Origin of the sequence: Bacillus spongiae (assembly GCF_037120725.1) — a bacterium.
Classification (GTDB): Bacteria; Bacillota; Bacilli; order Bacillales; family Bacillaceae_K; genus Bacillus_CI; species Bacillus_CI spongiae.
This window is the reverse complement of record NZ_JBBAXC010000010.1, coordinates 1-25825: the sequence shown is the minus strand read 5'-3', so window position 1 is coordinate 25825 and position 25825 is coordinate 1. Positions and strand designations below refer to the sequence as shown.

Here is a 25825-nt window from a genome sequence, read left to right as displayed (position 1 = left end):
ATAGTGTAGACTGCTCTGAATTGCTTAAATGACTAATTTCTACATATACATACGTCCACACTCTATTTTCGGTATGATAAAAGACCAAAATTCGTTTTGGTCTTTTTGTTATGCAGTATACTTTTAGGTCGGTTGGCTAATAAAGGTAAGTAAATAAGGAGGTAACTAAATGCTAATAATTGAAGTATTCATTGCGCTTATTTTAACTGCTGCATTTGTTCACTTTACACTAACCAAAAGAAAAAATGACTATAAAACCTCATTGTTATCAGATCATATTGTCAAAAGTGAAGACTTAAAGAGAACATTAGCAATGGGTTTATATTATCGTTTTAAGAAAGAAACCTCAGAAATGCCAACTACATATTCGTCAATCTACAATAAACAGGACCCACTAATGTTTGAATCTTTTGTAGCGGATGTAATTGAAAATGCTAAGGGTGGATCAACTTGGGTTTCTCCAGCTTCAGGAGATTCCGGAGTTGATTTTGAACACACTATGAAAGATGGGCTTTATTTGGGGCAAATTAAATGTTACAAAGAGGATTTATCATTCGCCCCAATTGCTATTCTACATTCAAATATGGTTAAGAAAGGTGCAGTTGGAGGATATGTTATTACTACTAGCGCGTTTACAAAAGCAGCAAGAGAGTACGCAGAAGGATTAAATATAGAATTAATAGATGGCATTAAACTAGTGGAACTTTGGTTTGATGGGGTAGATGACGTAGAAAGAGAAATTAAAAACTTTTCGCCTGAGTATGTATAAAGTACAGTATTTTATTATTTTCTTAAGGTCATAAGGTCGAGCCTTATTAGTTCGAACTTTTTACTATTTGGGAGTTTATATTACTGTTGTCAAAAAAGAATCTAAAGAGTTGCCTGTAACAACCACCTTTTAGAAAATGAAAAAGACACAATCATTATATACATTTTTTTGAAGTTAGATAAAATGTTCCGTGGAGGAGATAACAAGAGATGAAGCGAAATCTTAAATGAATAACAAAGTCGCGATTATCCCTTTACTATTCCAAGTCACCCTGTAACAAGTAATCAACACTATAAAACTCTCCAGAAGAATGGAGAGTTTTTTGTTGTTTGCAGATTTTTCGGTTTTTTAATGTGAACTACTTCTTTTTGGTTCAAATTGGCTGGCCCTGTGGTTGAATGCAAAACGGATTGTCTAGGAGGTGAGACGTATTTTATTACTCATAATTTGGATGATCTAAGTAAAATTAACATTTTTTATGTAATTTTTATAATTATATACTTGAAAGAAATATATACATCTGTTAAATTTAAATTATGAACAGAACAAGTTTAATAAAAGGGCATTTAGAAATGTGTGTATTGTCGATATTGTCAAAGGAAAAAAGCTATGGGTATGAAATCATGAAGGAGCTGGAGAAACATAATTTAAAACTGAAAGGAGTAGGGAGTATTTACCCCATTTTGACAAAGCTGAAGGATCAGGAATGGGTAAATACATACCGTGAGATGACAGATAACGGAAAAGTAAGAGTGTATTATGAAATTAATGAGAAGGGAGCTACACATTTAAAGGAAGAGGTTAACGAATGGTTAGCGTTACAAAAGGATATCAAATCATTATTACAAGGTAATTCGAAAGGAGAACGATCCAATGAACAATGAATTAAATTTTGTTGAGAAGCAATTTTTGAACGAAGTATTAGAGGAATTAAAACAATATCAAATAAGTCAAAAAGAAAGAAGGGATATTAAGCAACAAATTGTGGAGCATATTCAGGAATCTCGTGAGCATGGTGATGATAGCCTTTCAGACTTAGGAGACACTTCAACTTTTGTTAAAGATTATTTAGAAGTTAATGGCTTAGACTTGCATTCTGAAATTAAACAAATTAGAAATAGTAATCGGAGTAGAAGGGTTGTAGTTGGTTCAGGAGTGATGGCTTTTGTCGTTACCTACCTCCTTTCACAGTTATTACTTTCCATGTTTTTAACCGAATCCTTTAATCCACTTAATGAACCGTCATTTCAATATAATCTCATATATTTAATAGATGATAATTTATGGTGGAATAGTGTGTTATTGATGATAAGCCTTTTGGCTGCTTCGGTTGTTTCTTCGATTGTCGTACTATTTTTACGAAAGGGAAAGAAAGGTTGAGGAAAATTTATCGAATAACAGCTATTCTTTTAAGTAGCCTATTTACATTTTTATTAACATGTATGCCACCATCCATAATCTTCGCACAACAAGACCTCAAGAGTTCGATTGACAGCTATGTAAAAACGTTTCTAGAAGAGCAAAAGATCCCGGGTGCTTCGATTGCACTAGTTCACGAGAATGAAATATTTTATGTAAATGAATGGGGAGTAACGGGAGAAACAAAAACAGCTGTAACGACGCAAACGCCATTTATTATCGGGTCAATCAGTAAATCCTTTACAGGCTTAGCCATAATGAAATTAATAGAAGAAAATCTCATTAATTTAGAGGATCCTATAAAAAACTACATGCCTTGGTTTACCTTAAAAGATCGACAGCCTTCATCCAAAATCACGATTAAACAATTACTTACACATACAAGTGGAATTAGTACTTACACAGGATTATCTATAGCGGATAAAGGAACAATCCATGTTGGTGCGCTAAAAAATGAAGTGAAAAAGTTCTCAAAAATCGGACTCTCTTCTCAACCAGGTGAAAAGTATCAATATAGTAGCGCAAATTACTTACTATTAGGGGCACTGATAGAAGAAGTAACAAATAGGCCATTTTCTGAGTACATGGAAGAACATATATTTCTACCATTAAAGATGAAAAATGCATCAGCTAACGAGTACTCAGCAATTGAGAAAGGATACGAAGGCGGGTTTCAGTCCTGGTTTGGGTATCCATTTGAAAGTACTGTAGCCTATGACAATATGGGGGCCTCATATGGTTATATGACCGCAAGTGCAGACGACCTTATTCATTATATACAATTCATTAGCAAACAAACCACTCAAGACCTATTAACGGATACTTCTTTAGATTCATATTTATCGCCCCTTCATAATACAAGGAAGGATCAGTCTTATGGGTTCGGGTTAAGAATATCGGATCAAGGTACTGATAATGAGATGATTTGGCATTCAGGTTCAACCCCTGATTTTCACGCAGAAGTGTTTTATATGCCAGAAACGACATGGGGAGGCGTTATATTAACCAATAAAAATCATATATTGGAGGAAGGTTCACTCCCTGCTTTGAAGAAAGGAATCATCTCTCTAGTTAATGGTGAAAGTCCCGAGCCTATTCCTCAATACATTCCTATTATACCGTTCATTTTATTAGGAATGGGATTGGCCTGTATCATATTGAGTATTTCCGTTATTTTGAAGCTGAAAACTGGAAAGTTGCAATACAGACTGTTTTGGTACATCTCAGGAATCACCCTTATTCTCCTATCGATTTCAGCTATCCCGCTATTTAGCTTTGTTGCAGGAGTTCCATGGCAATCAATTACCGTATTTGCACCAGACATTGCATTCTTAACAAAAGTACTTGTTCTTTTAATAGCATTGAATGGATTATTATTCATATCTGTTCCAGTTAAGCAGAAAATCAAGTTTATTTCGATAGAGAGGAGAGTAAAAATAGAAAAAGCGGTTTAATCTTAATTAGTCGTTAAAGGGAGGTGATGTTCTGTTGAGACATCACCTTTAGTTTGAATTCAAGTAAGTGATTCTACATCCAACCGATATAAAAAGTATAGTAGTTGAACGAACGATAGGAAGAGTGAAGTGTAAGAAAATGTTAGTTGAGTGGGTATTATTGATGTATTTTGTGACCAGAAGAGCTATTAGTTTTTGAGCATCTTTTTGATCAATAATAAATCCATTTAGAGGTCTTAACGTGTAATTGATCAAAATAAGCCCCTTAGTATTTTCAAAAAAGTATGAAACTTTTTAAAAATAACAAACGTAATAGTATAAGAGAGGAGGGATAATACTTGAAGAAGACTTTATTAGTTATCTTAACAATGTTAGTAGAAGGAGGAGTAATCTGGGGGATATCAAAGTACTTTGAATGGAACATTATGGAGATTATTTTTTTAGGTGGATTAGTTATATTCGGAGTAATTTGGTTATTTATTCTTTATACAACTAAAATACATAACGAGATGAATGTAGGGTTAAAAAGTTCGACTGGACAAGACGTTGGAGGAATAAAACTATTCCAATTCCGCTTATCACCAGTAACTGTGGGGGTCGTCATGTTTATGGCATTAAGTTTCTGCTTGACTATATTCTATTACGCTGATTATTTTTTCTAATCAATGCCCCTTGTGGTATAGAGCATTTGGAGCAATAGTTGGAACTTCTACCTTTATTTGCTATCTTTTGTCCTTAGCATTTGGACGAGCATCATTCAACATCGAAGGAAGAGGATTAGTATTAAGAACATTAGCTGCTTATGTATTTGGCTGTTCGAATAAAAAATGAAGCAGCCGAGGAATGAAAGGATAATTCAATTACATATGAAATGTTGAACAAGAATATATTAGTGAATTCATCTTTTGAAGATGTTGAACCTGTTAATACTGTTGCTCATGAATACCATCATACAGTTTACATAGAAAATAATTTCCTATCTAAAATAGATACATTGTTCAATAGAGTCATCCTTTTAGGCGATAGCAGATCCATTAGCAGAGATGATTGACTCCAATAATTAAGTTCATTGAATAAGACCGCTGGCGAAATTCGGTGAACAAAAAATGTGGAAATATCTTTATACCAACTTAGTTGATAATGATGAGACCACTACCACCGTAGGCGAATCATCGTATTGGGAACAGGATTATGGAGAGATTTTTAAAGGAGAATCCTGAGATTTCCATTAATGAATACACATATATGACAGCAGATGAAATTCTTAATAAAAGAAATTTTAAACAATAATACGAATAAACAGAGCTTTTTTTCTAGAAAGAGTTCCTATCGTCACTTTGTTTAATTACTACACAACCTAAATATTGAAAAAGCATTTATACAAGAGTTTTTATTGTTATATGCTTTTTTTAATCTTAGAAAAATAATATCTTTCGACTCCTACATCTTGATAGCTATGTCATTTCATTATCTCGTTAATAAATTTTTTTAGGTCTTAAGAGGCTTTTTTATTTAATCAATATGTACCCAAAAACAAACCCTCAAATAGGATAAGAGTGCTTATAAAAGCCGGTGAAATGGTCGATCTACTAATAAAGAACCATTCCTTTGCACATGCTAAGAAAAAAATGAATGGAGTGAATGGTAATTAACAAAAAGCTGCTTTTAGTCTTCTGTCTGGTTTTATCATGGGGAACAGCTCCTTTTATAGGGAAACAGTCGATCAAACGATATTTTCCGGTAGCTTTTTTAATGGCACTCATCGTTCGAATTGAAAGTATAGTCGCTAAAAAACGAAAGTGGTGGGTATTTTATACTTCAATTCACCCTAAATTGGTTGGTGAAACACCTTTAATATGGGGACCATTCTTCATAGGAAGTATATGGATATTAAAATGGACTTATCGTAAACCGATTTTGTACTTTCTATTAAACGCAGCCGTACATTTTCTATTCGTCTTTCCCTTTTATACCCTATTTCATCGTCTCGGCATATTTGCGCTTAAAAGAATGAGTAGGCTCAGTTTATGGGGATTGTTTTTCATAAAAGCCATCATTATGTATATTGCACAAAAGGGAGTTGATCTGTACCGAAGTCAACGTGAACATTATAATGTTAGCAGCGGATAACTTACAATAATTGTTCTTTTTTTTAAATGGTCAGTTCAATTTCACATTTTTATCCGAATCGTAAAATCTAGGATACAGAAGAAGTATATTCTATGTTGATACCGTTTTTAATTCATAAACTGTATAGGTTTATATTCATTGAAAGAAGGTGAGTCATTGAGACATCACCTTCTTTCGTTTCGATTTAACACCGAAAATGGTGATTTCAATGCGAACAGGGAAGGAATAAATAAACAAAGCTGGATCCACATCTATTCTAAAAATGGGTGCTGTTCTTTATGAAATGCTAATTTATATTATGAGTAATATGATCTTGTCTTCTAATTCAATTTAAAAAGGGAGTATGACAATTTAAGGAAATCTGTTATTGTAATTGAAAGTAGCATTAATAGGGGGAATTAAATGGATTATCAAAATCAAGTAATTAATATCAGTGAAAAACTAACAAAATTTAATGAACACTGGTCTCCAAAAGTGATTGGGGAAATGAATAACTATCAATTTAAATTAGCTAAAATTATTGGAGAGTTCGTTTGGCATAGCCATAAAGAGACAGATGAGGTGTTTATCATAATGGAAGGCGAAATGAAAATTTCATTTCGTGATGGAGAAGTAAGTCTGAAAAAAGGTGATATGTATGTTATACCTAAAGGTAAAGAACACAGACCATTTTCCGAAAAAGAATGCCATGTCATGATCATAGAGCCAAAAGGAGTCGTCAATACAGGTGAAAATGAAGGAGAATTGACTGCTGAAAATGATGTTTGGATTTAAAATAATTACTGGTAAATTTAAGAATGATAAATTAAAAAGTGCACTATCTTAAAGAGAAGTTTCCTACTATTGATTTAGTGCGAATATTTCTTTCAAATATCACCTCAATACTTACTGTCCTTCTTGTAATTCTAAATGATAAAAAGAAGGTTAATAGTTTTACGGATAGAAGAGGATGATTACGTAAAGAGGTGCCACAGTTGAAAATCAAAACCTTGGATGGCTGAAATTGGGTAGGAGAACGGAAGAAGCGAGACGGTTAACTGCAAACGGACTTTAAAACGAACTACTTCGAACTTTAAAGGTCATTTTAAAAGCGTTTTTAAGGAAGTTATGAAGTTAAAGATAGAATTAGATGAAGTCGAAGAAACTACTCTAGATGTTTTAAAAAGTGTTGAATTAATTCGTATACATAAACTTTCAAAAGATACAACTTTAGGTGAAGTACAGTCAATATTATCAAGTTTTATTTAAAGAAGTAGAACGTGGCTATGTAAATCCTGAACAATGTTCAGGGAAAGTCACTAGTCGCGCAAAAAAAGAGAAGGGTGAAATTGTATCTTGGTTAGTTTGATATATGATGAGTTGAGGTGATGTAAACTAGTAGTTTTATTGAAATACCAATACTTAATAAGGTGAGCATTAGTGGGATTCTAGAATAAAATTAATACATATTTGTCTTTAGCTTAAGGGTGTAAGAATTCAAAATAGTGCTTTCCTATTTTAACAAGAAGGAAAGTACTACAAGACAAGTTTATATGTTTATGGAGGTAAAGGATGAAAATAAAGTTAAAAGAACTAACGGTTGATAATTGGGAAGAGTGTATTGGTTTGTCAGTCTCTGATCAACAAAAGTCGTTTGTTGCAGATAATAGTTATTCATTGTTAGAGTCAAAGTTTTGGGAGGGCTTATACCCACTAGCAATTTATTATGAAGAGTTAATGGTGGGTTTCTTAATGTATGGGATAGAGAGCGAAACGGGTCGAATGGAAATGAGTCGATTTATGATTGATGAAAAATATCAGGGGAAGGGTTATGGAAGGCTTGCCATTCAACAACTTTTAGAACTCGTTAGAAAAAAAATTGGTAGTATTGAATTTTATACAAGTGCAGAACCTGATAATGTGAATGCGATAAAATTATATGAATCTATTGGTTTTGAAAAAACGGGTGAGATAATGTGGGATGAAATTGTTCTGAAAATACAGCTTTAGCATTAGAATATTTAATTGGTAGAATCCCTGTAGTCATTCTATTCACTGAAAATAAGACAATAGTGGAAAAATGGGTATTCTGACCACCTACTATTATCTTGAATTCAGACCTTAAACGAATGGGGTCAAGAGATAATTTATGTTATGGTCTAAAAAAGAGTTATCTCGAAATATAGTTTTTTGCATTAGAGTAATGATCACACAATATATAAGAACAAGGATCATAATGTATGGTCCTTCCCTCCTATTTCCCCCAATATTCGAAGGCTACAATTCGTCATAGGGGAATTTAATTGTATTTATAATATCTTCTCTAATACGATCATAAACCCTTTTATATACATCCTCTGATAGTTCATCATCCACAAATTCTTTCTCTGAAAAATCAATCTCATGGTACTTTACCAAGTCATCAATGAGCTGTCTCTTTGCTTGTTTCACTTTATATTTCTTCAGTAATCTTTCTAATCGAGCTTTCCTATTATGATCCATAAAACCGTCCTACTTTAAGATTTAATAGTTTAAATATCGAGTTATAGACAATCATCTACTAATCTGAATGTACCATAAGTAGTCATGCTATTAACTACTATTGTACTTATAATTCTAGCATTAAAAATGTACAGCTAACAGAGTTTACAAATATTACTCTACTTTATTAGGTGCTTTAGTAGATGATATGCACATTTTATCTTGAATCCAAGTGAGTGAGGATAAATGAGTCTTTTTAAAGTAATCTCTTCAATTAACAAAGGAAAGTAAAAACTACGAATTTTCATACGCAACCGGTTATCCCTCGGAACATAAAAATTAAAGTACATAAATATTTCTAACTCTTCACTTATGGGAGAGTTATTCGCTTATTATGAGGCACTTTCATATGTGAAAAAAAGTTCGATATACACTAAAGTGAATAAGGAAAACAGGGTGAATAACTAAGGAAATTTAAGAAAGTCATCAACAGAAAGATAGGATATGCAGAAAGTGAAAATATGGTGGATTTTTCGGCGGAATTAGTATTATCAACATATCCCATTTTTTGATGAAAAGTAGAGTGAAGTAACAACAATGTTATCTGATTGTAAAGAATGAAGAATTTCCTCATAATTTGTAATTTTATCTTGTGTTTTCATGAGAAATATAGTAATCTTAAGTCAACTTAATATTGTTAGTGGTAACTAACCCACTAGCATTAATTTACATAATTTATGAACCTATCATTATGAAAATACCTTTAGAAGACAAATAGTCATACCGATAAGGCTAATGCTTCTTAAGTTATATCACCAAATAAAGGGAATAGTATTTGTTTAATTGATTGAAAATTCAGTTTTTTTAGGGGGTGATTCCAATGTGAAAAACAAATCATTTGCTTTTAATTCGGAAAAAAGAAGTTGGAACTACTGCTTTTGAACAAAGAGTGACAAGAGATAATGCTCCTTTGCTTTAAGCTACATACGTCACTACTCTTTATTATCAACTAGCTAAGTAATACATTACATGATGCAAATTGAAAGGTCATAATTTTACAACTTCATAGTTTAACAGATGTACTTTTCTACATTTACCTAAATCTTAATCAATTGAAAGATGGTGAAGGCATGAACAACGTAATTTTTGCAAATAAATTGTCCTATTTTATTTTTAGTACATTGATTGTATTACTACTCATCCCAATGAACGTATTTGCTCAGTCTGATAGTGAAGTAGATGCGCCTGAAGGGTATGAAGGAATTGATCGTGGGACTTATGAAGTCTATATCCCTGAGGACCAAGTAGAATCAAATACGACTAAATCACTTCCGAAATCCTCTTTTCGTTTGCTAGAAGCGGAGGAAAAAAGTAGCAACAATGGGTATGTAGAGCCGGATCTTTTCGTTCCTGCTCTTGAGGAAAATGAAGCCTTTCCTGTAGACACGTATGAAAATCGAACAATTTTTCATGGAATTGATCCAGAGCAATATATTCCAATCAATTTTATCGTAGATGCAGGGAAAAGAGATCATTATTATAACGCAGATTATTATGAGGAGCTAGCAGGACAACCATTAAGTGTTTTAAACAATGCGTTAGATAAATATGATCCCGATATCGATACGTTTAGAGCTGTTTATAGTCCATCATCTGGATTATTAAACTCCACATTTCCACTTGGAACACCACAAGAGATTACCCTGTTACTAGACAAAAATTCTTATTTTGCCGAAGGGTTAACATTGGATATTGAGGAATGGTGGGAGAGAGATCGCTATGGAATTGAAAAAACAGGTGGAACGACAAATGTAAGCTATGATCGTTCTTGGGGTTTATCTGAAGAGCAGCAAGAGGAAGCTGCACTAACACACGGATTCGGCTTAGGTACTTCATTTGAGTACACAAACGATACGTTAATAGCAGGTGAATTTACAGTTGGCGTTACACTTGAATACACATACGAGGATTCTCGGACCTTTGCATTTGCTCGATCAGTAGAGGAATCGAATAGCAGAGCTTTGGATAAAACATTTGGTGAAAAAGCGGGTTCAAGTCCATATAAATGGGCAGTATACAATCTTGTGACACAGTCAAAGGTCAATTACAATAGTGGTAAAAATTTCCACGAACTAACAAAGGCATTTGAAAATGATTTAGATGATTATGGGCTAAGACCTGATAAAAATTCGTACAATGTCCAAATGGTTAATGAAATTTACGCTACGATGGAAGTGCCGATGTACGAAAAAGATCCGAACTTAGAAGTTCCTACGAACGTACAAGCAGATTCATCTTTTAAAGAATTAACAACAAACCTTTCCTGGGATCCAGTATCAGACCCGAATGTGCATGGGTATATCGTCTACAAAAATGATAGTGTGGCTGCCTATATTCAAGATCCAACTGTAACGAGCTGGTTGGATGTGAATGTTGAACCGAATAAAAGCAATGAATATTGGATAGAGTCCTACCATGAAAGCAATCTGTTTAACTCTGAAACTTTGTATAAGACCGTTTCACTTCAAAGTGAAAAGGTTGATGAAACAGTTGAGTTAAATGCGGCATCCTTAAAAGACATTGTTCAAACGACTTGTTCCATCCCTTTCTCATGGGAAGATGACCAGCTTCCTGCCGGGGAAAGAACCTATTACCGCGTCTATGTTGGAAACCCTGATACGGACGGGGAAGAAGTAGGAATTTATGAAGGCACAGATGCTGCCGTCAACATTTCTTCCGAGTTATATGACTTGTTAGTGGAAAATCAAAACAAAGATTACTATATTGTCAAGGAAGTTTTGTATAATGATAGATTAATCAAATCTCCTTCTTCTAAAATAGCTAATAACTTTACTGTAACAGATACAGCATTTTTGTTTTCAAAAACTGGCTTTAATGGAGAGTGTATTTCAGTCAGTGAAGGTCAGAATGTAGCAGATGTTACATCATTAGACTTCCCAGATAATCAACTGTCATCTCTACTTGTGAGAGGAGACGTCTATGTAACTCTCAGCAAAGATAAAAACTATGATGGCTTGTCCCAAACGATTTTTGGGAATGCAACATTTCGTGATCTTGATTCAAAAGAAATTAGAGCGAATACGGTTTCTTCACTAAAAGTTAAAGAGAAAAAAGATGGTGTCTATCTCTTTTCAGGCTCAAACTATATGGGAGATTTAAAATTTAAGTCTAGAAGCAGCGATGGAATTTCTTCCTTTAATGACATTAGCGCAGATATTGGCTTTGCCAATAATGATTTATCGTCCGTAAAAACGGTTGGCCCATATGCCCTCGTCACATATGAGGATAAAGACTATGGTGGGGAAGTATCGTGGTTTAATGAAGGTGGAGATAAAACATTAGATGACCGAGATATTGGAGACAATACAACATCGTCTATTAAAGTTATTCGGGGCGAAGGGGTTCACTTATTTAGGAAAGTCAATTTTAAAGGGGATCATATTGTCTCTAAAAATTTCAATTGTGGTAACATTACTAAGTGTAATGGTGGGTTACCTAATGACACGTTATCCTCAGTAATCGTCATTGGAGATTATGGAGTAGCCCTATTTAAACACACCAATTATGAAGGAAATATGTCTTCTTATAAAGATGGAACAAAAGATTTAAGAGGCTCAAATGTAGGAAATGATTCTGTTTCTTCTTATAAAGTGTTTGGTAAAGGTGTCTATTTGTTTAAAGATAAGAACTATAATCCGAATAATACGTATGTGAAAATAACGTCTCCAGGCGAATTCTCAACAACAGAAGAATTAGGATTAACAGAAGGAACATTGTCCTCCATCTTCATTGTGGGTGATTTCAAAGCAACCTTGTACACTAGAACAAACTTTGGCGGAACAAGTCAGTTATTTACCGTTAGTGATAAAGACCTTAGTAACAATACTGTTGGAGATAACACGGTAAAATCATTAATCGTCGAAGAGAAGTAAAAAATAGTAACCTAGAAGATTTTAATATAAAAAGAATGGGGTCTCTTGTAGGTGACTCCATTCTTTTTTATATGTTTATATAAGAGACTCGGATGGAAAATGACTTATTTCATCAAAGCTTAGCTTATAAACTCCGCCATTATTTTTTCAATGTCAAAAGGAGTAATCCCGTTTTGTAAAGAAAATATGCTCTCTGCTTCTTCGATGTTTTCAACAAGTTCACCTCTAGCTTCAAGGTGGAGCTTAAATAAATCGTAAAGGTTTGGCTTTACGATGGAGGTCATTGATTTTGCAACAAGCGCAAGTCCTCCTTTGTTTGCTTCGATATTATTATATTCGTTTAAGTATCTTGTTAAAGATAAATCCGTCCAGTAGAGTTTTCTTTCCAACAAATCAAGAACAACAGGGATTGAAATAGTTGAATCAGAAGTGACATCAACCTTATCTTGAACAGTAGCGGGCTCAAAAATTTCTCCTGAATTAGGAGATTGGCGAACCATCCATCCAGCAAAGCATTCCGGAAGGTTTTTGTAAGGGTGATCAGTAAACGAGTGTAGAGACATAACAACGTAACGGCCACCATTTTCTAGCACTTTGGGAATATCAAAATCAATAAACTCAGATGCTCCGTTTGGTGCCGAGGTAATATCGCCACTGTGAAAAGCATAATGACCTTGTCGAAGATTTGTATAAGATATATGACTTTGATATTCCCATCCTTCATCATATATGACAGCGGATAAATCAATATCAACTCGGCCGGTATGTTCTTCTCCGACACGGCCTTCTTTCCACCATAAGAAAAACCGTATAAAATTGCCTTCTGGAAGGCTGATTTTACTTCCTCGAACAAGTGTACGAAGAGATTTACTTGCAGAACGCTGTGAAAAAGGGACAAGATAATCTCTTAATCGTTCATCTAAATATCCTTTTCCAAGTGGAGGTAGTTCAGAAAAGCGGATTCTCATTGCTTCTTCACATAAATTTTTTACGATTGAACAGACTTCATTATTAATTCGAGGAAGGTTATTTTCAATTCCCCATGCCTTTGCTACATTCCCTTTTGGGAAAAAGGTCCGAATATCTCTTTCTTCATTCCGGTGTCTGAAATGACTTGCTAATTGAAGCAACACAGGAGTGGATAGGTCATCTTTCACCTCACTAAAAGCAGAAATAACATCATGAGAATCTAAGTGCTTCTTTTCTGAAAGACGAAGAAGGTGGTCTAAACGACGAGCGAATTCTCCTGGGCGTGTTGATAAAAGATTTACTGCTTTATTTATTTGGCCCTCTCCTAGCGCAGCTTCTACTTTACTATTAAATGTTTCAACTTTTTCAGAGTTTCGTAATACTTGAAAAGCACGGTACGCATTTGGGAACTTTTTACGGTATTCGCCGGGGTGTAGAATCTCTCCTAAACGAATCCAACGTTTTTTGTACCGAATCATGTCCTCCGTAATGTTTCGCGATTCATCTAATAATCCTAGTAAAAAACGTCTTTCAGGTCGGTTGAACTTCTTAAATTTTGTTGGTGTTGCGAGGCTAATATCACCATCTGATAAAGCAACCGCAAGCCTTAATACATCCGTAGCATTATTAAAATAATGAGATACTTCATTCATGGACGCTTTATCATGTTTTAACAATTGTTGGATAGTAAACGCCAAATTTTCTTTATGCGGGATAAATTTAGGAAGAATTTTAGAAATATCATCAATAGTATGAATAGCCCATTCAATATCCTTTTTATCGGTTAATGAAATGGATGTATTCGCACCAATGAGCTGAGAAAGCATCAAGTAGAAATCTTCTTCACTACCTAGATCAATAACTTTTAAGTCAACTCTATCTAATAGAGGGAAGCGCTCTTTCGCTTTATCATTTGGAAGAAGTAACGTCACATAATGAATAATAGCGTTGATATATAGTTCAGCATCCGTCATTTCCATTACATCTTGCGGAAAATTCGGATACATCGGTACATGGTTTACATTGGCACCAACTTGTTCTTTTAAGTTTTTAACAAGGTTTGTATAAAACGTTGTAAAAGCCTCATTAGAAAGGGTCTTAGCCCTTTCGATTAATGGCTTAGAAAAAGTAAAGCCTAAGCCCTCAATATTTTTTAAAGCAGTAGAAAGATAAACATCAGAAAGCTTACCCTCTCCGTTTTCTATGAACACTTTTAGTTTTCTTGTCAAATAAATAGAATTTTTCATAGAGCAAAATCCCCTTCTAAGTGAACGATTAAGGTATTATCTACATTATTAAAGCGATGATTAATCACATAACCGAAATTATCCAATAAAAAAATCAGGAAAAGGACATCTCTATTATCGTAAAAGGAAAAGAAGGAAGAAATGTCATAGCCTGATTGATTAAAATGAAATCTATTGAAGTGAGAATTACGAACATAAGCGCTTTCTCAATCAATGGTATAATTGAAAATCCATTTGGAAAGAGAAACCTCTATCTATTGTCCACATGCGGAAAAACCGCCATGTGGACCCAATTAGAAACTAAGAGAAGGAAGAGGTTTCATAGCCAAATGGTTGATGCAGGAAAGAAATATCTCTAACTATCCATTAGTATTGTTGAAGGAAGAAATATTATAGCCTGCAGTATCTATTAATATATGTAAAAAAAGATAAGGTTATTATCCTATACATAATATACCATATAAAAAAAGGTGTAAAGTATTTTGTTAGTATTCGTTTTATCATACCTAATAACAGCCTTTATTTCCAATAAAATGGATATTTTTTCTTATTTTATTAGGAGCACTATGACACTATAGAAAGTAATTAATGTCCATAAACCATGTTTATCTGCATTACCGCGCATAATATCTCTTATGTGCGGTAAATGATCATTCGTAGTATACTAATAGGAACGAATCAAAAGCGAGGAGTTCACAATGGAGACAGCTAACGTTTTTATTAAAGAGTGGTATGAAGAAGAGTTATTACTATTTGAAACTCATATGGATAATAAAGAGTATTCTCGTTTCACGATTGATAACTATTTACGAGACATCAATTTCTTCCTAGACTTTTTTACGAGAAGAAAACAAGAAAAAGTAGAGTTAGAAGAAGCAAAAAAAATACATGTTACATTATTTATGAATGAATTGAAAAATAAGCGAAAAAATTCCTCAACAACAAGAAACCGTCGATTGACAGCCTTACGTTCTTTTTTTAAATGTTTAATGGACTATGAGATGATTTCACATAATCCAGCAGCAGAGATGGAAGGGGCAAAAGAACCGAGTGGTCAGCTTCCTGATTTTTTAGAAAAGAACGAATTACAAGGTTTTTTTAAGAAGATAGAACAAGTGTCACAACAGCAATACATCATACGTAATAAAGTCATGTTAGGGCTAATGGCTTTTGCTGGTCTACGAGTTGCTGAGGTCCACTCCTTAAATCTCACTTCCTTACATAAAGAGAAAAAGGGATTAACAATTGTCGGTAAAGGGAATAAAACACGCTATATTCCTTTGCCGGCCCAGTTGTTTAACGAAATCATAAACTATATTCAAAATGAAAGACAATATCCAATGAAAAAAGATCGTGAAGCTCTCTTTATTTCAAGGCGTGGAAAAAGGATTTCAAGAAGAAGAATTCAAGAAATAACAGAACGAATTAATAGTGCTTGGGGGAAGAATGGAATGGAATCGCGAAAGATTACGAGCCATAAACTTCGTCATTCGTTCGCAACGCATCTCGTGCGTGAAGGAAAGGATATTCGAACAGTCCAAGAATTACTTGGGCATAGTAACTTAAATACAACACAGAAATATACTCATGTTTCAGATAAACAAAAAGAAGAAGCGATGGATCGGAATATTGCAGAATACTTTTGATGATTTATATAAACTATAATAATATTATGTAAACTAAAAGGAGAAAGATCACTACTTGCCTAAATTAAATGAACAAGTGAAGATTAGTGGGCGCACTTACTTGAAAGGTAAGTTTGGCGCCCATTTTTTGTTTTATATGTCTCTTTCGTTTACTAGCTTCTTTAAATCTAGAATAGCCTGTAAGTGCATTCCTTCATGAAATATAGTTCGAATCAACACTTGTTCAATCGTATGCATGCCCATTTCCGTTGGTGGATATTCCTCTTCTAGTCTTTCTCCGTAGGCAATCTTTATATGATCTGGTTGCTGTTTAAGTAAGTCTTTTAACTCATCCAAAGTAGGGGTTTCTTCAGTAAAATCAGCTGGTGATGTTCCGAAACCAAACCAAGCATGAAAGGATTCAGGTGCAACTGTCTCTTCCATTGTGACAGCCTGAATCCACATATATTGATCTAAATAAATATGACCGAGATTCCAATGAATATTATTGTTGAAACCCTTTGGTATGACGCTAGCTTCTTTTGCCGTGACATGGCGTAAAACATCCATCATTTCACTTCGATATGTTTCTAATTGCTTAAATAAAATTTCATGACGTTGTTTCATTTAAGTACCTCCTTTTCATTTCATACTAGTTTATTCTATAAAATATACTTCTTTTCCTATCAAAGAAAGAGAGAAGTAGTGGGAAAAATTCGACACAAACACGATTTATGGACAGAAAAAAGAATAGATATAAAGTGTATCATTGGAAAGTATCGCAGATACAGAAAAAAAGGAATTCGAATGCTGGTGTCGAATTAAAGCAGTACACCAAAAGGGAAATATAGTGAAGGATGTTGATATGAATGAAGTTAGAAGTATTGAAGCCTATTACTACAGGTGACTATGGAGCCGTTGTCTATTCAATCAAAGACAATAAACAGCTTTTTTCACAGAATAGCAATATGGTCGTTCCATTGGCTTCAGCCGGCAAATTGTTAATTGGTTTAGCGATTGCGAAATGGGTGAAGGGAGGACAGGTCCTTTGGAATACGACCGTACCTTCCATCTTTTTCGATCCACATGAGGACAGTTCCATCGTATATCCCCATCTTCAAGGCCGGGAGAGCTTGTCGCTAGAAGAAGCCGTTGAAGTAATGATTGCCTGTCATGATAATGCTGTCGCAAAGCGTGTAGTAGACTTCCTAGGGGGTTGGGAGAAAATACATAAAAAAATTCAAGAGGATTATCCAACGATTCATTTATTGGCTAACCCGCGAGACCCTAAAAATGAAGGGAGTATTCATGACTTATTTCACGCTTTAATGGAAATATATAGAGGGTATAAAAATTCTCCTGATATTTTCTCGCCTATCATTACTGGAATGGTTAGGCAACAAGAAGCAATAGAAGAGATTCCTAAACAACATCTTGCTCACATGACAGGTGGACTTCCTGATTTTATTTTAGATATGGGAGTGCTTGGTGAGTTTACGAAACAGCCACTTCTCTATGTACTAGTAGGCAATCAAGTTCCAAATCGTTCGAAATGTGCAGAATCAGATCAGATTATGGAGAATTCTTTACGTGAACTATACCGTCAATATAAAGCCATTCATCAAATGAAAGAGATGATCTAATCGTGGTTTTATTTAAATGATAAGACTTCAGCTATACCACTGAAATCTTATCATAGAACTATTTACATGTCGTGGGAGCTATGGTTCTTTTGTCTAGAATGCTTCTGATTTTTTGCTTTATGAGAACCACTTAATGGGGCAGGTTGACCAGGGTTATCACCTTTTGGCGCATTCTTTCGCATGTCCTTGCTATCATTTTTATTCATTATTATCCCTCCTATCTAGTAAAGTGCACATTGTTCAAGGAAGTATACTGAATAAAAAGAAAAAAGTTTGGAAAGGATAAAGGTACGAATGCGTAAAGGAGTGACAACAATGCCATATCATAAGGATAAACAACAAGCATTCCAAGCTGCACAGCAAGGATTTGTCGATGCGCAAAATGCTGTAAATGAATTGGTTCTGGACGGAGCAAGCTATGGAAAACAGCTCTCTCACTTGAAACAGGAAATGAATGAGGCCTATCAACAAATAGAAAATGCACTGGAAGTTGCTTCAGAGCATCAACGTGAACAACTTGAACGATTTAAATCAGATCTTAGCTCCATTATGACAGAAGTAAATGAATATAACAGTTAGCATGTTCAAAACCCGCTATCACAGCGGGTTTGCTTGTGTATTGAAGAAGTTTATAAAGGAAAGCATAGTCAAAAAAAGAAACGCTGGAGTATGATTGATCATCTTCCAGCGTTTCTATGTAGCCACAAACTTTATTGCTGATCTCTTTGTCGGTTCTTATTGTTTTGCTGTTGAGCTTGGTGTAGTGGTTCGTTCGCAAATTCTTCATTATAGCCTGCACCTTGCCCTTGAGCTTTCGCAGCATTTGCCCCTTCGCGTACATGATTTGCTTTTCGTTTCGCCATGATTCCTCACCTCCTTACCCCTATTTTCTTCCTTTTTCGAGAAATTATGCAGATAATAAAACGTTTTCATGTTTTTTTGAAATAATAAAATGAGGGATGGTAAATGATAATTCATAGAGTTAAACGTTGATTTGATAGGGGTTCAACGGATGTAGCTGTAGTAGGAATATTTTTTATAAGGAAAACTTATCAAACCCTATAACTTTCTTGTTATTTACTTATGGAATCGCTTATATTAATATTGAAATGTGAGAAAAGTAAGAGTAGCAGAAAATTCGAGCTTTTTGACATTAAAAATTGCATATTCTCAAAAGAGGGGGAATCGAGATGGCAAAGAACGATTTTTTTAATGCACGTTCTTCATTCGATTTGAACGGAAAGCGTTATCAATATTATCGTTTAAACGCATTAAAGGATGCGGGAGTAGCAGATGTTAGTCGCTTACCTTACTCAGTAAAGGTACTTCTAGAATCTGTTCTTCGTCAATATGATGGACACGTTATTACAAAAGAGCATGTTGAAAATTTAGCAAATTGGGGATCAGAATCTGTAAAGGATGCAGAGGTTCCATTTAAACCATCACGAGTTATTTTACAAGATTTTACCGGCGTACCAGCAGTTGTTGACCTTGCGTCACTTCGTAAAGCAATGGCCGATATGGGAGGAGACCCAGATAAGATCAACCCTGAAATTCCTGTAGATCTTGTCATTGACCACTCTGTTCAAGTGGACAAATATGGAACAAGCGATGCACTCCAAGCAAATATGGAGCTAGAATTTGAAAGAAATGCAGAACGTTATCAGTTTTTAAGCTGGGCGCAAAAAGCATTCAAAAACTATCGTGCCGTTCCACCAGCAACGGGAATTGTTCACCAAGTAAACCTTGAGTATTTAGCAAGCGTTGTACATGCTATTGAAACTCCTGACGGTGAATTTGAAACATATCCTGATACACTAGTTGGAACAGATTCTCATACAACGATGATCAACGGAATCGGTGTTCTAGGTTGGGGTGTAGGTGGTATTGAAGCTGAAGCAGGAATGCTTGGACAGCCATCTTATTTCCCAATTCCTGAAGTCATTGGTGTGAAACTAATTGGTGAACTACCAAATGGGGCAACTGCAACCGATCTTGCTCTTAAAGTAACACAAGTATTACGCCAAAAAGGTGTTGTAGGGAAATTTGTTGAGTTCTTTGGTAACGGTGTTACCTCACTTCCACTAGCAGATCGTGCAACTATTGCCAATATGGCTCCAGAATACGGTGCTACATGTGGATTCTTCCCAGTTGATGCAGAATCTTTAGATTATCTTCGCTTAACGGGACGCGATGAAGACCATATTCAAGTTGTCGAGCAATATTTAAAAGAAAATGATATGTTCTTTACAGCTGACAATGCTGATCCTGTCTACACAGATGTTGTGGAAATTAGTCTATCTGAGATTGAGCCAAATTTATCAGGTCCAAAACGTCCACAAGATTTAATTCCACTTTCGCAAATGAAAGAGGAATTCCATCGTGCTCTAAATGCACCAGCAGGAAACCAAGGCTTTGGTGTATCAGAGGGTGAGCTAAACAAAGAAGCTGTTGTGAAATTTAACAATGGTGATGAAGCTACAATGAATACTGGTGCGATTGCGATTGCTGCCATTACTAGTTGTACGAATACTTCTAACCCATACGTTATGCTTGGCGCAGGTTTAGTAGCGAAAAAAGCAGTTGAACTTGGAATGGAAGTTCCGAAATTTGTCAAAACATCTTTAGCACCAGGATCAAAAGTAGTAACAGGCTATTTAGAAGATTCAGGATTACTTCCATATTTAGATAAGCTCGGATTTAACCTAGTAGGATATGGATGTACGACATGTATCGGTAACTCCGGTCCTTTAACGGAAGAAATCGAACAAGCGATTTCTGATAACGATCTTCTTGTTACATCTGTCCTATCTGGTAACCGTAATTTTGAAGGACGTATTCACCCACTAGTACGCGGTAACTATCTTGCATCACCACCACTAGTTGTTGCCTATGCACTGGCTGGTACCGTAGATATTGACCTTCAAAACGATTCAATTGGGAAAGATAAAGACGGTAAGGACGTTTATTTCAAGGATATTTGGCCAACTACAGAAGAAGTGAAGGACGCCGTTAAACAAAGTGTAACGCCTGAAATCTTCCGTCGTGAATACGAAAATGTGTTTACGGATAATGCAAGCTGGAATGAAATTCAAACATCAAATGAGCCATTGTACTCGTTTGATGATGAGTCTACTTACATTCAAAATCCACCATTCTTTGAAGGGTTAGCTAAAGATCCAGATGAGATTAAGCCATTAAGTGGATTACGTATTGTTGGTAAGTTCGGTGACTCTGTTACAACGGATCACATTTCACCTGCAGGTGCTATTGGAAAAGATACACCAGCTGGAAAGTATCTACGTTCTAAAGGTGTAGAAACACGTGATTTCAATTCATATGGTTCTCGACGTGGTAATCATGAAGTCATGATGCGCGGAACATTTGCGAATATTCGTATTCGAAATCAAGTTGCACCAAACACAGAGGGTGGTTTCACTACGTACTGGCCTGAAAATGAAGTAACGTCAATGTACGAAGGTTGCATGACTTACAAGCAAAACGGTACTGGTTTAGCTGTTATTGCAGGTAAAGACTACGGAATGGGTTCTTCCCGTGACTGGGCAGCTAAAGGAACAAACCTTTTAGGTATAAAAACAGTTATTGCTGAAAGCTATGAGCGTATTCACCGTTCGAACCTAGTGATGATGGGTGTGCTTCCACTTCAATTCAAACAAGGGGAAAGTGCTGAAACATTAGGTTTAACTGGTCAAGAAAGCATTGCTGTTGAACTACAGGAAGGTGTTAAACCACGTGATATCGTTACGGCTACGGCAACCGACGAAAGCGGAAAGGTAACAACCTTTGAAGCACTTGTACGCTTCGATTCTGATGTTGAAGTAGATTACTACAGACACGGTGGAATTCTGCAAATGGTACTACGTAAAAAGCTTCACGGTTAAGTTGAAAAAGAGTAGAGGATTATCTCCTTTACTCTTTTTTTATTCTTCAATATTCATTAGCTATACTGTCTATTCTTCCCCAAAATGAACCTCATGTACTTTCCCTTTTACCCCGTATATCTATTACTTTCATGCATATAGTTACAATGAGACAGGCTATGGAGGTAAAAGAAATGAAAAATAAGGCTATAGGGTTCTTGCTATTAAGTGTCATTCTCTTCATCTTCTCACAGGAATTATTTGCAAATGACAAGTCGGAAAAAGCAAATTCTATTTTTGAAAATAAAGAAACAGAAGAAACAAAAGAAACAGAGAAAAATCAACAAGGTATACAATTATACAACCTAGATGGTGAGCTCATTTCATTAAACGATTACGTTGGCAAGAAAGTAATCCTAAATTTTTGGGCAACGTGGTGTCCACCATGTAAGGAAGAGTTGCCTGCCCTACAAGGATTTTATGATTCCAACCCTAATGTGGAGCTTCTTACGATTAATATTGACCCTGAAAACGATGTAAAGGCATTTGCCGATAAATACAAATTAACATTCCCGATTTTATTAGACGAAGATCATCTAGTAGAGGGTGGATTTGGCGTGTTATCGATTCCCACAACGATACTTGTTAATGAAAGAGGCGAAATAGTGGAAAATAAAGTTGGACCGGTTGACCTTGAAACATTAACGGAATGGAGTACTAACCCGTAGCGTCAAAAAAATAAGAATATTATTATAATCTTCTTCATGTTTGTCCATAATAATGGATAACTTTACATGAAATGAGGATTGAACGATGAGAAAATTGAGAAAGAAATCATTTGCAGACCTTGTGAACGAGAATAAACGAGCTTTAATGAGTGATTCAAAAGCGATGGATGAAATTGAAGAACGAATTGAAGCGCGCTATGAAATAAAAAGAATGGAAAAGGCAGAATAAGCCATTGTTCTTCATTCATATTCCCTTTCATTTTGGAAAAACTGATACATAGAGGGGGGATATGAATGAGTAATCCAAAAGGAAGTCGAAAACACTTCGTTCCAAATCATATTGGTACTCAGCCACGTGCAGCTGGAGGGAATAAAGGAAAACAGATGCAAGATAAATCTGGATTACACACGCAAGTAATTCAAACAAAAGGTGAATAAAATAACCATAATAATATTATGTTAACTAAATGAACTTGCTCTTTACATCAAGGAGGAATTGTACAATGGCATGGGATAAACCAAAACCTGATGATCGTAGTGATAACGTGGAAAAGCTGCAAAACATGGTATTTAATACGATTCAAAATATGGAACGAGCAGAAGAATCAATGGCTAACACGGATTGTGAACAACAATTGGAACAAATCCAAGCCAAAAATGAGCGCCGCCGGGAGAGTATTGACGCGTTTCGGAGCGAGATAAAGGATGAGTACGCTCATCAACAAGGAGAAGAATAAGAAAAAGGTGTCGATTATTTCGACACCTTTTTCTTAAAGCTCATTTACAACAATAAGATTGTATTTCCATGTTAGACCATTAATAAAGCATATTGTTATGAATGATTATCATTGTGCACTGTTGATTTTTCGTGAGGACTATAGTATTGATAACGGGTGTAGACTTAGCGTACCATTCATAATCAATATCATATTGACTGTTTTTATCGATTATATTCCAAGTGTTTTCATTATGAACTTTAATCTTTTCTCCATCGATAATGATAAAGAAACTATCCTCTTCTTTGACTTTTTCATCAATTCGTGCTGAAACGATTTTTTACAGTATGAATAACTGTATATTTACCAACTAGTACTAATAATACGATAATAATAATGAATACTAACAACCATCTAAATGGGCTTTTCATAGTTCCTCTCACTTCCTAATTTCTTGCCTTCATTTTAATAAGGCTGGATACTGCAATGATCAGTAATCCTTTTCTCCTTTTAACCTTTTCACTTCTTTTTCTAAATCATTTAACCGGCTATGAATTCGATAGATAATTGGAAGATATGCCACAGCAACAATGAATAACCAACCCATTTTTCTATCCCCTTCCTTTTATTGAATTAGCCATTTTCCAAATCTTATTATTCGTTTAACAAAAAATATGCATTTTTCCTTCAAAAAATCACTCTGACGCATTCAGGTTGATTTACAGTACTAAAATCCAGAACATCATTCAAAGTAAATTGTTTATCGGTTAAGCTAATGTAGCTTGTCTTTTAAAGGCAATTCGTGCCTAATAATTAACCTACTATGGATTTGAGAAAAGGGTATAAGTATAGCTCTTTCCCTTTCCTGTAGCTATCACAAGAGGTCTTTCAAGGATTGATAATCTACCCCTAATTTGATCCATAAAATTCTCTGTTGGTCATCACTTACTTTTACAATCATTTTTGCAATATCATTTTCGTCATAAAGCACTTAGATTGGATGTACAATCAACAGTGAAGTCACCTGCCTTATGCGTTTTTCATTTATACATGAGATTACAACTCCACTTTTATATTAAGCTCTTTTTCCAGACAATGACTTCAAATTTTAACCTATAATGAAGGAGGGGAATATAAAATGAAAAATCAAATTTTCCTAATATTGTGTCCGGTTCCTGAAAAAGATGGAATTGATGGATGGGAATATGAAGCAGCCTAGTCCAAAAGTGAATTAGTGGAAGAATTGTACAAATAGTAGGGTGCGGTATACTGTAACAGTAAGGACTTAAATTATTTTTCTGAAGAACCGTAACATCCGTCGCTATATTTAACAGTCTAAGCAGAAAAAACGATGTTGGAACTTCAAATGTTCATTTGCGATTGTTGATGAGAGATATTACAGGGGAAAAGAGGTGAAATGTATGGAACAGTTTTTCAATCTTATTCATAAAAGAAAGAAGTTATTTTGGTTTATTACCATTTTCTATATTGTATTTAATGGCTGCTTTATGTTTCCTTTTAATAGGATGGCGATTGAGGCCAATGGATCGTTAAATTCTTTCTTAATTGTCGTTATTTCAGCATATGTTTTCATCGCACTTTTATTAGGCGGATTGGTAAGAAATAAGGGATTAACCATATTTCTCTTAACCCTGCTGTTTACTTCGGTAGGAATGGTTTTACGCTATATTTTAGAGTATGGGGAGGTTTCTAATACTGTCAACTTCACAATGAGGAATATCATGATAACAATAGTGTTCATTCCATTATTTGTTACACTCGTTAATATTACGGTTGTTAAATTTAATAAACCTAAAATGAGCAATGATTCTTTATGATTTTTTCTTTTTTCTAATACATTGTTGTCCCGTTCACTTGTTCGTTTGAGGCTATAATTTGCATCCATTTGACTAATCCAATTCGAAACAACTAGAGAAGCGTATCGTTATAATGATTCGGTAATAATTTAAATGAGCATTGCTCATTTTCATGAAAGCTGTCCTTTTACTATATGATTTGAAGTAGAGTAGAAGGAGTATTGGCAAATAGGGATAAAATGAATAGATTCAACTAACCTTTGTGGTAAGATGAGGAAGAGGATAATTTAGATTGTGGAGTGAGAGAATGCATATTTCAGAAACAACGATAAAGGTAAGATATGCAGAAACGGACCAAATGGGTGTCGTGTATCATGCAAATTATTTAGTGTGGATGGAACTTGGTCGTACAAAGCATATTGAAGATATTGGCTTTCAATATGCAGAAATGGAAAATGAGGGTATTCTTTGCCCAGTTGTAGACTTACAAATTTCATATAAAAAGCCTTTTCGATATGGCGATACCGCCACTGTGAAGACGTGGATCGAGGAATATAATGGGGTTCGGTTGACGTATGGCTATGAAATGTACAGTGAGGATGGAGAATTGGCAGTTTCAGGGAGTTCGGAACATATTTGTGTTAAAAAAGACTCATTTCGGCCGATTTCCTTAAAGAAGAGATTTGCTAACTGGCATGAAGTATACGAAAAGGTAAAGAAACAAACGCAATCATGATATTTAAGGGAAACAGACAACCAGATGAACCTTCTGGCTGTCTATTTTTTTAAAGAAAATATGCCAGAAAAGATACACTATTAACAATCCTGAACAGATTAATTCTAGTCATCTATTATTACTAGTGTGCGTACGTAACTAACACAAAGAAATATGGTTCATCACCAAATTTTGTGATTTATCCATAAAAATAGGAAAGCATCTATAAAATCCTGGTCATAATGTTAGCGACTAAACAAACACTAGGAGGATTTATAAATGCTTTCCCTATCACTAGA

The 25825-nt window shown here is 34.9% G+C and carries 24 protein-coding genes; 19 read left to right on the top strand and 5 right to left on the bottom strand.

What is annotated here, in order from left to right; all coding sequences use genetic code 11:
- Nucleotides 1–169: 169 nt before the first annotated feature.
- The 8 genes from WAK64_RS12775 (at nt 170) to WAK64_RS12740 (ending at nt 7761) form a co-directional block, all read left to right on the top strand.
- Nucleotides 170–769, top strand: a complete 600-nt coding sequence (locus WAK64_RS12775) for a restriction endonuclease (protein WP_336587375.1) — start codon at nt 170–172, stop codon at nt 767–769.
- 536 nt (nt 770–1305) lie between these two features.
- Nucleotides 1306–1653 carry a PadR family transcriptional regulator gene (locus tag WAK64_RS12770; RefSeq protein ID WP_336587374.1) on the top strand — a complete coding sequence of 116 codons (348 nt, stop codon included), beginning with the start codon at nt 1306–1308 and terminating at the stop codon, nt 1651–1653.
- Complete coding sequence (locus WAK64_RS12765) at nt 1643–2149, top strand: DUF1700 domain-containing protein (protein WP_336587373.1); 507 nt, start codon at nt 1643–1645, stop codon at nt 2147–2149. Before WAK64_RS12770 ends, WAK64_RS12765 begins: the two co-directional genes overlap by 11 nt.
- Nucleotides 2146–3642: a serine hydrolase domain-containing protein gene (locus WAK64_RS12760; RefSeq protein WP_336587372.1), complete on the top strand. Its 1497-nt coding sequence runs from the start codon at nt 2146–2148 to the stop codon at nt 3640–3642. Before WAK64_RS12765 ends, WAK64_RS12760 begins: the two co-directional genes overlap by 4 nt.
- A 338-nt stretch (nt 3643–3980) precedes the next feature.
- Nucleotides 3981–4304: a hypothetical protein gene (locus tag WAK64_RS12755; protein ID WP_336587371.1), complete on the top strand. Its 324-nt coding sequence runs from the start codon at nt 3981–3983 to the stop codon at nt 4302–4304.
- 979 nt (nt 4305–5283) lie between these two features.
- Complete coding sequence (locus tag WAK64_RS12750; protein WP_336587370.1) at nt 5284–5772, top strand: hypothetical protein; 489 nt, start codon at nt 5284–5286, stop codon at nt 5770–5772.
- A gap of 402 nt (nt 5773–6174) precedes the next feature.
- Nucleotides 6175–6546 carry a cupin domain-containing protein gene (locus tag WAK64_RS12745; protein WP_336587369.1) on the top strand — a complete coding sequence of 124 codons (372 nt, stop codon included), beginning with the start codon at nt 6175–6177 and terminating at the stop codon, nt 6544–6546.
- 777 nt (nt 6547–7323) lie between these two features.
- The gene (locus WAK64_RS12740; protein WP_336587368.1) at nt 7324–7761 is read left to right on the top strand and encodes a GNAT family N-acetyltransferase; all 438 of its coding nucleotides are present in this window, start codon (nt 7324–7326) and stop codon (nt 7759–7761) included.
- 267 nt (nt 7762–8028) lie between these two features.
- Here the strand turns inward: WAK64_RS12740 and WAK64_RS12735 are convergent, their stop codons facing one another.
- Nucleotides 8029–8253, bottom strand: a complete 225-nt coding sequence (locus WAK64_RS12735; RefSeq protein ID WP_336587367.1) for a hypothetical protein — start codon at nt 8251–8253, stop codon at nt 8029–8031.
- Between the two features lie 1109 nt (nt 8254–9362).
- Between WAK64_RS12735 and WAK64_RS12730 the strand changes: the two genes are divergently transcribed.
- Nucleotides 9363–12185 (top strand): fibronectin type III domain-containing protein, encoded by a 2823-nt coding sequence (locus tag WAK64_RS12730; protein WP_336587366.1) that lies wholly within the window; start codon nt 9363–9365, stop codon nt 12183–12185.
- A gap of 119 nt (nt 12186–12304) precedes the next feature.
- Here WAK64_RS12730 and WAK64_RS12725 read toward each other — a convergent pair whose 3' ends face one another.
- Nucleotides 12305–14401, bottom strand: coding sequence for a TerD family protein (locus WAK64_RS12725; RefSeq protein WP_336587365.1), 2097 nt, complete (start codon nt 14399–14401; stop codon nt 12305–12307).
- A 698-nt stretch (nt 14402–15099) separates the two neighbouring features.
- Here WAK64_RS12725 and WAK64_RS12720 point away from each other — a divergent pair.
- Complete coding sequence (locus WAK64_RS12720; protein ID WP_336587364.1) at nt 15100–16047, top strand: tyrosine-type recombinase/integrase; 948 nt, start codon at nt 15100–15102, stop codon at nt 16045–16047.
- Between the two features lie 132 nt (nt 16048–16179).
- On the opposite strand, the gene WAK64_RS12715 is transcribed toward WAK64_RS12720, so the two are convergent.
- On the bottom strand, nt 16180–16653 hold the full coding sequence (locus WAK64_RS12715) for a DinB family protein (protein WP_336587363.1): 474 nt from the start codon (nt 16651–16653) through the stop codon (nt 16180–16182).
- Nucleotides 16654–16895: 242 nt separating this feature from the next.
- On the opposite strand from WAK64_RS12715, the gene WAK64_RS12710 reads away from it, so the two are divergent.
- Nucleotides 16896–17669, top strand: coding sequence for a serine hydrolase (locus WAK64_RS12710; RefSeq protein WP_336587362.1), 774 nt, complete (start codon nt 16896–16898; stop codon nt 17667–17669).
- Between the two features lie 62 nt (nt 17670–17731).
- Here WAK64_RS12710 and WAK64_RS12705 read toward each other — a convergent pair whose 3' ends face one another.
- Nucleotides 17732–17875 (bottom strand): small acid-soluble spore protein P, encoded by a 144-nt coding sequence (locus tag WAK64_RS12705; protein WP_419465945.1) that lies wholly within the window; start codon nt 17873–17875, stop codon nt 17732–17734.
- 109 nt (nt 17876–17984) lie between these two features.
- On the opposite strand from WAK64_RS12705, the gene WAK64_RS12700 reads away from it, so the two are divergent.
- Nucleotides 17985–18248, top strand: a complete 264-nt coding sequence (locus tag WAK64_RS12700) for a hypothetical protein (RefSeq protein ID WP_336587361.1) — start codon at nt 17985–17987, stop codon at nt 18246–18248.
- A gap of 131 nt (nt 18249–18379) precedes the next feature.
- On the opposite strand, the gene sspO is transcribed toward WAK64_RS12700, so the two are convergent.
- Nucleotides 18380–18532, bottom strand: a complete 153-nt coding sequence (gene sspO / locus WAK64_RS12695; RefSeq protein WP_336587360.1) for a small acid-soluble spore protein O — start codon at nt 18530–18532, stop codon at nt 18380–18382.
- Nucleotides 18533–18859: 327 nt separating this feature from the next.
- Between sspO and acnA the strand changes: the two genes are divergently transcribed.
- The 7 genes from acnA (at nt 18860) to WAK64_RS12660 (ending at nt 25547) form a co-directional block, all read left to right on the top strand.
- Complete coding sequence (gene acnA, locus WAK64_RS12690; RefSeq protein WP_336587359.1) at nt 18860–21571, top strand: aconitate hydratase AcnA; 2712 nt, start codon at nt 18860–18862, stop codon at nt 21569–21571.
- Nucleotides 21572–21744: 173 nt separating this feature from the next.
- Entirely contained in the window at nt 21745–22278 is a 534-nt protein-coding gene (locus tag WAK64_RS12685) for a TlpA family protein disulfide reductase (protein ID WP_336587358.1), read from the top strand.
- An 85-nt stretch (nt 22279–22363) separates the two neighbouring features.
- Nucleotides 22364–22507: an FbpB family small basic protein gene (locus WAK64_RS12680; RefSeq protein ID WP_336587357.1), complete on the top strand. Its 144-nt coding sequence runs from the start codon at nt 22364–22366 to the stop codon at nt 22505–22507.
- Between the two features lie 65 nt (nt 22508–22572).
- Complete coding sequence (locus WAK64_RS12675; protein WP_336587356.1) at nt 22573–22716, top strand: acid-soluble spore protein N; 144 nt, start codon at nt 22573–22575, stop codon at nt 22714–22716.
- 65 nt (nt 22717–22781) lie between these two features.
- The gene (tlp, locus tag WAK64_RS12670) at nt 22782–23015 is read left to right on the top strand and encodes a small acid-soluble spore protein Tlp (protein WP_336587355.1); all 234 of its coding nucleotides are present in this window, start codon (nt 22782–22784) and stop codon (nt 23013–23015) included.
- A gap of 1400 nt (nt 23016–24415) precedes the next feature.
- Nucleotides 24416–24832: a hypothetical protein gene (locus WAK64_RS12665; protein WP_336587354.1), complete on the top strand. Its 417-nt coding sequence runs from the start codon at nt 24416–24418 to the stop codon at nt 24830–24832.
- 286 nt (nt 24833–25118) lie between these two features.
- Nucleotides 25119–25547, top strand: a complete 429-nt coding sequence (locus WAK64_RS12660; RefSeq protein WP_336587353.1) for an acyl-CoA thioesterase — start codon at nt 25119–25121, stop codon at nt 25545–25547.
- The last annotated feature ends 278 nt before the right edge of the window (nt 25548–25825 follow it).